The 12,041-nt window shown below is 66.4% G+C and carries 15 protein-coding genes; 7 read left to right on the top strand and 8 right to left on the bottom strand.

Annotated elements, in window-relative coordinates; translation table 11 throughout:
• Positions 1-14: 14 nt before the first annotated feature.
• A complete protein-coding gene (locus AC5Y4T_RS19080) occupies positions 15-470 on the bottom strand; it encodes a MaoC family dehydratase (protein WP_499917564.1) in 456 nt (151 codons plus the stop codon).
• Between the two features lie 133 nt (positions 471-603).
• Between AC5Y4T_RS19080 and AC5Y4T_RS19075 the strand changes: the two genes are divergently transcribed.
• Entirely contained in the window at positions 604-777 is a 174-nt protein-coding gene (locus AC5Y4T_RS19075; RefSeq protein WP_499917563.1) for a hypothetical protein, read from the top strand.
• Between the two features lie 39 nt (positions 778-816).
• Here AC5Y4T_RS19075 and AC5Y4T_RS19070 read toward each other — a convergent pair whose 3' ends face one another.
• The 3 genes from AC5Y4T_RS19070 to AC5Y4T_RS19060 are packed head-to-tail and all read right to left on the bottom strand — an operon-like array spanning position 817 to position 2,208.
• On the bottom strand, positions 817-1,218 hold the full coding sequence (locus AC5Y4T_RS19070; protein ID WP_499917562.1) for a DUF302 domain-containing protein: 402 nt from the start codon (positions 1,216-1,218) through the stop codon (positions 817-819).
• 36 nt (positions 1,219-1,254) lie between these two features.
• Positions 1,255-1,866 carry a DsbA family protein gene (locus AC5Y4T_RS19065; protein WP_499917561.1) on the bottom strand — a complete coding sequence of 204 codons (612 nt, stop codon included), beginning with the start codon at positions 1,864-1,866 and terminating at the stop codon, positions 1,255-1,257.
• 33 nt (positions 1,867-1,899) lie between these two features.
• Positions 1,900-2,208, bottom strand: coding sequence for a metal-sensitive transcriptional regulator (locus AC5Y4T_RS19060; protein WP_499917560.1), 309 nt, complete (start codon positions 2,206-2,208; stop codon positions 1,900-1,902).
• A 93-nt stretch (positions 2,209-2,301) separates the two neighbouring features.
• Between AC5Y4T_RS19060 and AC5Y4T_RS19055 the strand changes: the two genes are divergently transcribed.
• From AC5Y4T_RS19055 to ag85C, 5 genes are all read left to right on the top strand, one after another.
• Positions 2,302-2,799: a metallophosphoesterase family protein gene (locus tag AC5Y4T_RS19055; RefSeq protein WP_499917559.1), complete on the top strand. Its 498-nt coding sequence runs from the start codon at positions 2,302-2,304 to the stop codon at positions 2,797-2,799.
• A gap of 68 nt (positions 2,800-2,867) precedes the next feature.
• Positions 2,868-3,320: a MarR family winged helix-turn-helix transcriptional regulator gene (locus tag AC5Y4T_RS19050; RefSeq protein ID WP_499917558.1), complete on the top strand. Its 453-nt coding sequence runs from the start codon at positions 2,868-2,870 to the stop codon at positions 3,318-3,320.
• Positions 3,317-4,147, top strand: a complete 831-nt coding sequence (locus tag AC5Y4T_RS19045) for an ATP-binding cassette domain-containing protein (protein ID WP_499917557.1) — start codon at positions 3,317-3,319, stop codon at positions 4,145-4,147. The genes AC5Y4T_RS19050 and AC5Y4T_RS19045 overlap by 4 nt, the downstream gene beginning before the upstream one ends.
• Positions 4,137-4,955 carry an ABC transporter permease gene (locus tag AC5Y4T_RS19040; RefSeq protein ID WP_499917556.1) on the top strand — a complete coding sequence of 273 codons (819 nt, stop codon included), beginning with the start codon at positions 4,137-4,139 and terminating at the stop codon, positions 4,953-4,955. The genes AC5Y4T_RS19045 and AC5Y4T_RS19040 overlap by 11 nt, the downstream gene beginning before the upstream one ends.
• Positions 4,956-5,189: 234 nt before the next feature.
• On the top strand, positions 5,190-6,215 hold the full coding sequence (ag85C, locus tag AC5Y4T_RS19035; protein ID WP_499917555.1) for a diacylglycerol acyltransferase/mycolyltransferase Ag85C: 1,026 nt from the start codon (positions 5,190-5,192) through the stop codon (positions 6,213-6,215).
• Between the two features lie 38 nt (positions 6,216-6,253).
• On the opposite strand, the gene AC5Y4T_RS19030 is transcribed toward ag85C, so the two are convergent.
• From AC5Y4T_RS19030 to AC5Y4T_RS19015, 4 genes are all read right to left on the bottom strand, one after another.
• On the bottom strand, positions 6,254-6,958 hold the full coding sequence (locus tag AC5Y4T_RS19030) for a YoaK family protein (protein ID WP_499917554.1): 705 nt from the start codon (positions 6,956-6,958) through the stop codon (positions 6,254-6,256).
• 58 nt (positions 6,959-7,016) lie between these two features.
• Positions 7,017-8,366, bottom strand: a complete 1,350-nt coding sequence (locus AC5Y4T_RS19025; protein ID WP_499917553.1) for a maltokinase N-terminal cap-like domain-containing protein — start codon at positions 8,364-8,366, stop codon at positions 7,017-7,019.
• A 100-nt stretch (positions 8,367-8,466) separates the two neighbouring features.
• On the bottom strand, positions 8,467-10,239 hold the full coding sequence (gene treS, locus AC5Y4T_RS19020; RefSeq protein ID WP_499917552.1) for a maltose alpha-D-glucosyltransferase: 1,773 nt from the start codon (positions 10,237-10,239) through the stop codon (positions 8,467-8,469).
• 121 nt (positions 10,240-10,360) lie between these two features.
• Positions 10,361-11,443, bottom strand: coding sequence for a S1C family serine protease (locus AC5Y4T_RS19015; RefSeq protein ID WP_499917551.1), 1,083 nt, complete (start codon positions 11,441-11,443; stop codon positions 10,361-10,363).
• Between the two features lie 162 nt (positions 11,444-11,605).
• On the opposite strand from AC5Y4T_RS19015, the gene AC5Y4T_RS19010 reads away from it, so the two are divergent.
• Entirely contained in the window at positions 11,606-12,022 is a 417-nt protein-coding gene (locus AC5Y4T_RS19010) for a TIGR03668 family PPOX class F420-dependent oxidoreductase (protein WP_499917550.1), read from the top strand.
• The last annotated feature ends 19 nt before the right edge of the window (positions 12,023-12,041 follow it).

Genomic DNA, 12,041 nt, shown 5'->3' with positions numbered 1-12,041 from the left:
TTTAGGCGCGGGTTTTATGCGACGAAGCGAACCACGCTTTCGGCCACGCACGCCGGCTTGGCCGATCCCTCGATCTCGACGGTGGTCGAGATGGTCGCCTGCACGGCGCCGTTACCCACGTCGTCGACGCTGACCAACGAACTCTGGGCGCGTACCCGGGAGCCGACCGGAACCGGGGCGGGGAATCGAACCTTGTTGAGGCCGTAGTTGATTGCCAGCTTGATGCCGTTGACGGTGTAGATCTGGTGCTGCAGCTGGGGCAGCAGCGCCAAGGTCATGAAACCGTGGGCGATGGTCTTGCCGAACGGGCCCGACGCGGCCCGTTCCGGGTCGACGTGAATCCACTGGTGATCGCCGGTCGCGTCGGCGAACAGGTTGACGTCTTCCTGGGTGATGGTGACCCAGTCGCTGTGCCCGAGGTCTTCGCCCGCGGCCGCGGCAAGTTCGGTGACTGATTCGAAGGTGCGCATTCGATGTTCTCCTTGGCTTCGGCTGCTAACAATAGCGCCGTGGCTCCACGTCGTGGCCGGAGGTCGCCGTTTCATCTCGGCTGTCGAGGGAACCCCACGGGGGAACTCCCCCTCCCCAGAAAAGGAAGCCACCATGCCAGATCACAAGGGCCACAAGGCCGAGGAAGACGTGGACGCTGAGAACCACCAGACTCAGTCCCGCGCCGCCGCGGGCGAGGAAGACGGCTCGTATGTGGGGGCTGCGGGTTCGGATGACTCGTTCGACGCCGGTGAGTCGGGCGCCGAAGCGCGCAGCCAAGACGGCTAGTCGGGCCGGCGAGCGCTTGCGCCCGCGCGGCTATCCGGGTTATCCCAGCGCGCCGATCGCCGCTTGCAGCTTGGCGGTGGCCTGGTCGGCGACTTCCTGCAGAGCTCCCTGCTCGCCCGTCACCTTGACCATGAGTTGGGGATCCATCGCTTCGACCAGAACCGCATCGGCATCACCGGCGGGATCGGACCGCACCACCACGTTGCACGGCAACAGCTGGCCGATCTGGCGATGAATGCCCAGCGCGCGATGCGCGAGCGTGGGGTTGCAGGCGCCCAAGATGAGGTAATCCTCCATGTCCTCGCCCAGCTTCTGCTTCAGCGTGGCCTTGACGTCGATTGTCGTCAGGACGCCAAAACCCTGATCCGCCAACGCCTTTGTCGTCCGGTCCACCGCATCCTCGAACGAGGTGTGCAGCGTGGTGCTCAACGTCGATGTCATTCTTTCCTCCTTGTTTCAGCGTCGACGCTCGTGCGGCTAGGCCGCGCGTGGCCGTTGCAGTTGGGCAAACTGCGGAATCGCGGCCAAGGTCGCGATCGCATCGAACAGCGCGGTGGCGGCATCGGAATCCGGAAGCCCGGTCAGCACAGGCCCGAAGAATGTGTGGTCGCCGATCCGCAGAATGGGGCTGCCCCCGGTCTCACCGAGTGCCTTTTGGCCCTCCTCATGCTGGGTCCGGATGAAGTCGTCCAGGGACGCGTCGGAGACCGCCGCCGCTTCTGCGCCGCGGGCCCCCGCCGCCATCAAGACCTGCGCGACGAGGTCGCCGCTGACAGGCTCTGAGCGGTCGAAGTGTCGCTCGCCGAAGGCGAAATACGCCGCGTTCCATCCCGCGTCGCCATGGTCGCGCGCTATAGCGGCCATCAGCCAGCCGATCTGCCGCGAGTCACGCATGTGGGCCTGCTGCGCGGGTGACAACTCCCGACCCTCGTTGAGAACCGCCAGGCTCATCAGGTGCCAGTCGATCGCCAGTCCAGTCTTCTCTGCGACGGCGCGGAGCCAACGTGCGGTGTTCCACGAGTACGGACACACCGGGTCGAGCCAGAGCGTCACCGTCGGTCGGGTCCGGTCATTTTTCGCGGAGGACATTGCTTTTCACCCCTCTCTCGGCAGCGTGGCCCTTCAGGCCAGGCTCAGGAACAGTTTCTCGAGGTCATCGATGGAGACGGCCGGCTTAGCGGCCGGCCGCGCGATGCAGTCACGCAGCCCGGACGCGATGATCTTGAAGCCCGCGCGATCGAGGGCCTTCGAGACGGCCGCCAACTGGGTCACGACGTCCTTGCAACTGCGACCCTGCTCGATCATCGAGATGACGCCCCCGAGCTGACCGTGCGCCCGCCGTAACCGGGCGAGGACGGCGTCGATGTCCCCGGCGTCGTGCTTGGCGACATCCGTGTTGTGCGATCCGCTGCCGTTACCTTCGCTTCCCATGCGTCCTGTATACCATACCCCGTAGGGTATATAGCCCTGATCGTCCCGCCGGGTCCGGGCAACGATGCGCGCGATTTGGCGCAAGATGGGGCTGTGAGGCTGCTGTTGATCGCCGATACCCACATCCCGAAAAGGGCCCGCGACCTGCCCGCGCCGGTATGGAACGCGGTGTCCGAGGCCGACGTCGTCGTCCACGCCGGCGACTGGATAGCGCGGGAGTTCCTCGACGAGCTCGAGGCGCGGGCGGCCCGGCTGGTGGGCTGCTGGGGAAACAACGACGGCCCGGCGTTGCGGGCGAGGTTGCCCGAACGTGCGGACGTACGGCTGGCGGGGGTCCTGTTCACCGTCGTGCACGAGACCGGCGCCGCGAGCGGACGCGACGCCCGGATGTCGCGGCTCTACCCCGACAGTCAGGTGCTGGTCTTCGGGCACAGCCACATCCCGTGGGACACCACCACCGAGACCGGGTTGCGCCTGCTCAATCCCGGGTCGCCGACGGACCGCCGCAGGCAACCGTTCTGCACCTACATGACCGCGAACGTCGACGACGGCGAGCTGACCGACGTCGTGCTGCATCGCCTTCCCCGGTAGCGGGTACATAACCCACGCATAGCTTCTCCACATAAATAGCTCGGCTACAGAGGTATTATGGGGTGCATATGAAATCACGCACTGATGTGGCGGGCGAGCTCTTTGGAGTCGTCGGCAGGTTCCGTCGGCAGCTGCGCAGGTCGGCCGGCCGCGGATTCGACTCGTCGCGACTCTCCGAGTCTCAATCGGAGCTGTTGTGGCTGGTCGGGCGTCGGCCGGGTATTTCGGTCAGCGCCGCGGCGGCCGAGCTCGGCCTGGTGCCCAACACCGCTTCCACCCTGGTCACCAAGCTGGTGTCCGGCGGGCTATTGCTGCGGACGGCGGGAGACACCGACCGCCGGGTCTGCCAACTTCGGCTTGCCGAGCCCGCCCAGCAGGTCGTCGACGCATCCCGCGCCACCCGGCGGGCATTGCTGTCCGAGGTGATCGGCGAACTGGATGACGACGAAATCGATTCTTTGACAAAGGGATTGGAGGTCCTCGACACGATGACCCGAAAACTGCGAGAGCGGCGACCATGAGCGGATCGCTGCCGATGGCGGTCGACGGCCGAAACCTGACCTATCGCTATGGCCAGTTCACCGCCGTCGATGACGTGACCCTGCAGGTGCGCCCTGGCGAGACCATGGGACTGCTGGGGCCCAATGGCGCCGGCAAGACCACCATGGTCCGGATGCTGACCACGCTGACACCCGTGCAGCACGGCGAACTGCGTATCTTAGGGATGGACGCGCGCCGCCAAACCACCGACATCAGAAGCAATATCGGCTATGTGCCGCAACAGCTTTCGATCGAGCCCGCGCTCACCGGCCGGCAGAATGCGGCGTGGTTCGCGCGGTTGTACGGCGTGCCCCGCAGCGAGCGCGCCGACCGCGTCGATCAGGCGCTGTCCGCCATGGATCTCATGGAGGTGTCCGACCGGCTGGCGTCGTCGTACTCCGGCGGCATGGTGCGCCGCCTCGAGGTGGCCCAGGCGCTGGTCAACCGCCCGTCGCTGCTGGTGCTCGACGAACCAACCGTCGGTCTGGATCCGATTGCGCGGGACGGGGTGTGGGGGCAGGTGCAAAAGATGCAGGCCCAGTTCGGCATGACCGTCCTGCTGACCACCCACTACATGGAGGAGGCCGACGCGCTGTGCGATCGGGTCGCGCTGATGCATCGCGGTCAGCTGCGGGCCGTCGGCACCCCCGACAGACTGAAGGCGACGGTGTCGCCGTCGGCCACCCTCGAAGACGTATTCCGCCACTACGCGGCGTCGGGTTTGGACGAAGAAGAAGACCCAGGGGAAGCCAACGGGTCCATTCGCGAAATCCGTTCCAGCAGAAAGGTGGCGCGTCGTGTCGGTTGATAGCGCCGCGGCGGGCTCGCTGGTCCTCGCCCCGCGTGGCTGGCAACGAGTCGGTGCGCTGTCCAGCCGCATCGGAGCATTCGCGATCGTCGAACTGCAGAAGCTGCAACACGACCGGACCGAGCTCGTCACCCGGATGGTGCAGCCCGCGCTGTGGCTGTTGATCTTCGGGACCACGTTCAGCCACCTGCATGTCATCCCCACCGGATCGGTGTCGTATCTGGCGTTTCTGGCGCCGGGGATCATCGCCCAGTCGGCGCTGTTCATCTCCATTTTCTATGGGATACAAATCATTTGGGATCGAGACGCCGGAGTGCTGGCCAAACTCATGGTGACGCCGGCCCCGGCGTCGGCACTGATCACCGGCAAGGCGTTCGCCGCCGGCGTCCGTTCGGTGGCCCAGGTGGTCGGGGTGCTCGCGTTGGCGTACGTGATGGGCGTCGGCCTGACGGTCAATCCGCTGCGGATTCTGGCGGCGATGGCCATCGTCATGCTCGGCGCCGCATTCTTCGCCTGCCTGTCCATGACCCTGGCCGGTCTGGTGCGCAACCGCGACCGCCTGATGGGGATCGGCCAGGCGATCACGATGCCGCTGTTCTTCGCGTCCAACGCGCTGTACCCGGTCGACGTGATGCCGACGTGGCTGCACGTGCTGAGCAAGGTCAATCCACTCAGTTACGAGGTGAACGCACTGCGCGGGCTGCTGATCGGCACCCCGTTCAACCCCGTGGACATCGTCGTGCTGGTGGTGGCAGCCGTCCTCGGAATCGTCACGGCATCAACACTTTTACGTCGCCTGGTCGCCTGAGGCACTGCGGTCGCGATAGCGCATGCGCCATCGCAGCGCAAGGGTTGCGCAGGGTTCCGAGAGACGATCGTGACCCGACTGTGACGATGTCTGCGCGAGGCTCAATCGTTAGCTAACCGCGATCTGTCATCCCGGCCGCGACAACGGGATTCGGCGCTCTCGCTGTGTTTCACTCCCCGAGAACAGATTCGACCGCACCTTGCGGCAGATGAAAGTTGGGATGGGTAGAGAGCTATGTCGTTCTTCGAAAAGTTGCGTGGCGCAGCGGCTACCATGCCGCGCCGACTGGCGATCGCGGCTGTGGGTGCCTCCCTGCTGTCCGGTCTCGCGGTAGCCTCCGGCGGCTCCCCCGTCGCGGGGGCCTTCTCCAAGCCCGGCCTTCCGGTGGAATACCTCGAGGTGCCCTCGCCGTCGATGGGCCGCAACATCAAGGTTCAGTTCCAGGGCGGCGGATCGCACGCCGTCTACCTGCTCGACGGCCTGCGCGCGCAGGACGACTACAACGGCTGGGACATCAACACCCCAGCGTTCGAGGAGTTCTACCAGTCCGGCCTGTCGGTGATCATGCCGGTCGGCGGCCAGTCCAGCTTCTACAGCAACTGGTACCAGCCGTCGTCGGGTAACGGACAGAACTACACCTACAAGTGGGAGACCTTCCTGACCCAGGAGATGCCCCTGTGGATGCAGGCCAACAAGCAGGTCTCCCCGGCCGGCAACGCCGCGGTGGGCCTGTCGATGTCGGGCGGCTCCGCGCTGATCCTGGCGGCCTACTACCCGCAGCAGTTCCCGTACGCCGCCGCGCTGTCAGGCTTCCTCAACCCCTCCGAGGGGTGGTGGCCCACCCTGATCGGGCTGGCGATGAACGACGCGGGCGGCTACAACGCCAACAGCATGTGGGGCCCGTCCAGCGACCCGGCGTGGAAGCGCAACGACCCGATGATCCAGATTCCGCGACTCGTCGCCAACAACACCCGCCTCTGGGTCTACTGCGGGAACGGCACCCCCAGCGACCTCGGCGGCGACAACATGCCGGCGAAGTTCCTGGAGGGCATGACGCTGCGCACCAACGAGCAGTTCCAGAACAACTACGTGGCCGCCGGCGGACGCAACGGGGTGTTCAACTTCCCTGCCAACGGGACGCACTCCTGGCCCTACTGGAACCAGCAGTTGGTCGCGATGAAGCCCGATATCCTGCAAACCCTCAACACGGTCAACGCCGCACCGGCTAGCGCGCCCACCGCTAACCCTCCCGCGGCTTAAGGCCAAAGCCAGCATCGGCAGTAGCGCACCGGTCAGCGCTACTGCCGATGCTCTTTTCCCGCCTGCTGGAGCAGGGCTCGGCGATCGGAGTGGAAATACGTGTAGCCGGTCGTCAGCCCGCACACGACGGTGGCTATCACCAGCATCCACGTCCCGTTCACGAACAGGCTGATCAAGCCACCCACGGCCGCGCCCACCACGAGGCTCGCGAACATCAGGAAATAGCCCAGCCAGTCCGCCGCCGTCCCACCCGCGATGTGACGCTCGATGCCCTGGCCCATCTTGACCAGCGTGCCGGTCACATAGCTCAGCGGGACCGACACCTCACCGTCCTTGACGAACGATGTGTTCAAAGCCCCAATCCCGAATGCCACCAACATGATCGGTGCAAAGTCGAGCAGATTCTCCTCCCAGCCTTCGTCGACGACGTCGACCAAGGTGGCCGCCGCCAAACTGAATGTCGTCAACACCGTCGGTCCGTGCGGGTGCGCCACCCAGAGATGTCGCCGGCACACCGACGCGATTATCACGCCGGCGACGAAGCACAGAATCAACACCGCCGCGGAGATCGAGAGCACCACGTCGCCGCGAAAGAACCCCAGCGCCGCGCGTTGCGCGTTGCCGGTCATGAACGTCACGAAGTATCCGGCGGAATGCGTATAGGCGGTCGCCCCCAAGATCCCGGCAAGCACTGCCAGCACCCACGACAGGCGCGATTCGCTGTTGTTGATTTCACTCGGCACCCGCACATGTTTTCAGACATCGGCCATCCGCGCAGCGGACGGCCGAGGCGGCAGCCCGCTAGGCAGCGGTAAGACGTGCGATGGAACGCAACGGGATTGGCAGCCAGCCCGGCCGGTGCCGCGCCTCGTAGCCGGCCTCGTAGACGGCCTTGTCCAGCTCGTAGGCGGCCAGCAGCTGCGCCGAGTCGCGCGGATCGATCCCCGAGGCGGCCGCGTAGCCGTCGCAGAATGCCGTCCGGTTGCGCTCGACCCACTCCCGGGCGCGCGCCGCCAATTGCTTGTCATCCGCGTGGTCCACCAGCGGTCCGTAGGCGGCGTAGTCGAACGACCGCAGCACGCCGGCCACGTCCCGCAACGCTGAGTCGGGCGCACGGCGCTCCTCGAGCGGCTGTCCGGGCTCGCCCTCGAAGTCGATCAGCAACCAGCGCTCCGGCGTGCGCAGCACCTGGCCCAGGTGCAGATCGCCGTGGATGCGCTGCACGGTGATCGTCTCCGAGACCAACTTCTGAAATCGCTCTTCGATCGTCGCCGCGTGCTCCTCGAGCGCGGGAACCTGCGCCACCGTCGAGGACAGCCGCGACAGCACGTTGTCCACCGGGAAAACGGCCTGCGAGGTGCCCAGGGCCTCGGCCAGGGTGGCGTGCACCGACGCCACGGCCTCGCCGAGCCGGTAGGACTCCCCGGCGAAGTCGCCGCCGACCTCGTAAGCGTAGAGATCGCCTTCGGCGAACAGGTCGCGGACGCTGGCGGTGGCCATCGCCCAGCCTTCGGCGGAATTCGCGGCGAATTCCGTGACCATGCCCAGCGGCCATGCCGCGTCGGCGCCGCCGTCCGAACCCGCCATCTCGTAGCTTCCCAGCAGCCGCGCGACGTGCGGGTTACCGGCCCGGCCCAGCACGCGGTTCAGCTCGACGTCGGGGTTGATGCCGCTGCTGACTCGGCGGAAGACCTTGAAGATGGCGTCGCGGTCGAAGATGACGCTGGTGTTGGACTGCTCGGCATCGGATACGTGCGCCATCGCCTCCAGGGGCAGCTTCGCATCCGGTTCCTTGGCGAAGTTGATCTCGGTGCCCGACGCGCCGCGCGAGGCCGACGAGTCGATGAGCGAGAGCAGGAACCGCGGCGCAACGGCGTCGTACATCGCGTCGAAGGCCGTCCGGTCGTCGACGGCGCCGATGGTGGCGACGTTGCTGTATTCGGAGACCGGGGGAGCGTCCCAGCGCACGATCACCTGGTAGCGGTGCCGGGAACCGTCGGCGTAGACGGCGTCGACGAGCACCAGGTCGAGGCCGTCGTCGAGCGGGACGACCACGCTCGCCTCGGCGCTGGACAGTTCGCGGTTGCGTCCTGCGTACCAACGTTGCTGTGGAAGCCACTCAGACCAAGGCAGCTTGGCCGGCTGAGTCATTTGCGCCACTCCTTCTCATCGGCTCCGTTCCCCGCCAGCGGATGCGCTCCCCGCGAGGCTGGGGAGTACCCCCACGGCATCGCCGCGGCGCGAGCCCTCATCATGAATCCTCCTCGCATCCGGTCAACTGGAACCAGTAGAACCCGTGTCCGGGGAGTGTGAGCAGGTAGGGCAGGTGACCGATGCGCGGAAACTCCACCTGTCCGGTCAGCTCGATCGGCGTGCAACCGCTCCAATGCTGCAGATTCAGTTCGATCGGCTGGGGGAAACGCGACAGGTTGTTGACGCACAGGACGGTGTCACCGTCGTCGGACACCTGCCGCACGAAGGCCAGCACCGAGGGGTTCGAGCCGCCCAGCTCCTCGAAGGTCCCGATCGCGAAGGCCTCGTGACGGCGCCGCACGGCCAGCATCGTCCGGGTGAAGTTGAGCAGCGACGTGGAGGTGTCGCGTTGCGCCTCCACGTTGACCGCCTGGTATCCGTAGACGGAATCCTGGCTGGGCGGCAGATAAAGCCGGCCCGGGTTGGCCTTGGAGAAGCCCGCGTTGCGGTCCGGTGTCCACTGCATCGGTGTGCGCACCCCGTCGCGGTCACCCAACCAGATCACGTCGCCCATGCCGATCTCGTCGCCGTAGTACAGCACCGGCGAGCCGGGCAGCGACATCAGCAGCGCGGTGAACAGCTCGATCTGGTTGCGGTCGTTGTCCAGCAGCGGCGCCAGCCGGCGGCGGATCCCGACGTTCGCCTTCATCCGCGGATCCTTGGCGTACTCGGAATACATATAGTCACGCTCTTCGTCGGTGACCATCTCCAGCGTCAACTCGTCGTGGTTGCGCAGGAAGATCCCCCACTGCGCCATATCGGGGATCTCGGGCGTCTGGGCCAGGATCTCCGAAATCGGAAAGCGCGATTCCCGGCGCACCGCCATGAAGATGCGCGGCATCAGCGGGAAGTGAAACGCCATGTGGCATTCGTCGCCGCCGGTGGTGGCGTCGCCGAAGTACTCGACGACGTCGGCCGGCCACTGGTTGGCCTCGGCCAGCAGCACCCGGCCGGGGAATTCGTCGTCGATGACTTTGCGAACCCGCTTGAGGAAGGCGTGCGTCTCGGGCAGGTTCTCGCAGTTGGTGCCCTCGCGCTCGAAGAGGTAGGGCACCGCGTCCAGGCGGAATCCGTCGATACCGAGCTCGAGCCAGAACCGGAGCACGTCGATCATGGCTTCCTGCACGGCGGGGTGGTCGTAGTTCAGGTCGGGCTGATGGGAGAAGAACCGGTGCCAGTAGAACTGCTTGCGCACCGGGTCGAAGGTCCAGTTCGACTCCTCGGTGTCGATGAAGATGATCCTCGCATCGGTGTACTTCTCCGCGGTGTCGCTCCAGACGTAGAAGTCGCCGTACGGGCCGTCGGGGTCGTGCCGCGACTCCTGAAACCAAGGGTGCGAATCGGAGGTGTGGTTCATCACCAGGTCGGTGATGACCCGGATGCCCCGCTCGTGCGCGGCGTTGAGCAGCGCGACGAAATCCTCGACCGTGCCGAACTCGGGCAGCACCTTGTAGAAGTCCCGGATGTCGTATCCGCCGTCTCGCAGAGGCGAGTCGTAGAAGGGTGGCAGCCAGATGCAGTCGATGCCCAGCCACTGCAGGTAGTCCAGTCGTTGCAGCAGCCCGCGCAGGTCGCCGGATCCGTCGGCATTGCCGTCCAGGAAGGCCCGCACCAGCACCTCGTAGAACACCGCGTGCTTGAACCACGTGGGGTCGGTGGGCAGCGCGGCGGCGTTGTTGAAGTCCTCGGCGTCGGGGTGCTCCACGACGCCGTCCTGGACGTGACTGCCCCCCTCGGGATGGTGCTCGACAGCTTCTCTTGCGTCGTTCATCAAATCCACGATGCCACGGGTACCCTAGGCGCCACTTTCGGAATCACGCACCTACGTTTACGTCGAAACACGCCCGCTCGCAAACGATTTGGCCACCGGCCCGGTCCCGTCGGCGCGGCTGTCAGGCCGGTGGCCCCTCCGCCAGGGTGATGTCCACGGTGTGATCGCCGCCATTGTTGGACCGGTAGTGCACGGCGATGGTGTCCCCCGGGTGATGCGGGACGAGCACCCCGGTCATGGACGTCGCGCCGTTGATCGCGACGTTGTCGACGCCGGTGATGACGTCGCCGGGCGCGATGCCGGCGGCCGCCGCGGGGCCGGTGCTGACGACGCGCTGCACCAGCGCGCCGTTGCCGTTGTTGTCCATCACACCCAGGCCCAGGAAGGCGGTGGGACCGATGTGAACCGTGTTCGAGCCGGCGCCCGACCGGATCTGGCCGGCAACCCCCATCGCGCGTCCGATGGGAATGGCGAAGCCCTGCCCGCCGGACATCTTGTAGCTGTCGGTGGCGGCGGTGTCCACGCCGATCACCTGCCCGGCGCTGTTCACCATGGGACCACCGGAGTCACCGGGCTTGATCGGGGCGTCCGCCTGGATCAGGCCACCCAGGTTCTCCTGCGCGCCGGTCAGCGTGTCGGTCGCCGAGACGCTCTGGTTGAGCGCGACGACCTTGCCGGCCACGGCGTTGGGCGTGCCGCCCTGGCCGCCGACGTTGCCGAGCGCGACGATCGGCTCTCCCACGGTCGCCGCGCCCCCGATCGCGGCGGTGGGAAGGCCGGCCGCGCCGCGAAGCTGCAGCACCGCGATGTCCTGGGTGCGGTCGTAGCCGACCACGTCAACGGCGTAGCTCTGGCCGTTGCCGACGGCGAATGCGCTGATGTCGGTGGCGCCCGAGATCACGTGGTTGTTCGTCAACACGACCCCGTTGGGATCGATCACGATGCCGGTTCCGGCGCCCACCGCGTTGTTGTAGCCGAATTTGGTGTCGATGTTGACCACCTGCGGCCCCACCTGACCGACCGCCGCCGACGGGTCGAGTGGCGCCAGGGGGCGGTCGGTGAACCGATCCAGCGTCAGGTTGGACGGTGACGCCGAAGCCGGCGCAAGGCCCACGCCGGACCCCAGACCAAGCCACAGTCCGGCCACCGTCAGCACGCTGACCAACCATGACCACAGGACCGGGCGGTGGTGCGGTTTGCTCATCGGTGTCACCCTCCTGCTTCGCGGTAGAGAACAAATTGTCCCGGCCTCAGGCTCTTGGCGGCACATGTGTGTGTATATAACCGTAATGCAGGTAGCTATGCACGGCATGGGTGAGGTTCTGACCAGCCCGTCCGCAGCTACCGCGCGTCTTAAGCTGACACGGTGGGCGAATTCGAACCCAAGGCCAGCTTCGGCCGGGCCCCGGTGGCCCGACTGGCGACGGTCACGCCCGGCGGCCTGCCGCACCTGGTGCCGGTGGTGTTCGCCGTCGCCGCCGACGACGGCGACGTGGTCTACACGGCCGTCGACGCGAAGCCGAAAACGACACAGCGGCTGCGCCGCCTGACCAACATCGACAGCAACCCCCGGGTGAGCCTGCTCGTGGATCACTACGCCGACGACTGGGCCCAGCTGTGGTGGGTGCGCGCCGACGGCGTCGCCACCGTCCACACCCACGGTGACGCCGTTGAGCTCGGGCGCCTGCTGCTACGAGCGAAATACCCACAGTATCAATCGGTTTCGCTGGACGGCCCGGTGATCGAGGTCGCGGTGCGGCGTTGGTCCAGCTGGCATCACTGAGCGCCGGCTCGGCGGGGCC

The organism is Mycobacterium sp. NGS11, assembly GCF_059813315.1.
The sequence above is the reverse complement of the archived record's forward strand: the minus strand, read 5'-3'. Positions and strand labels throughout refer to the sequence as shown.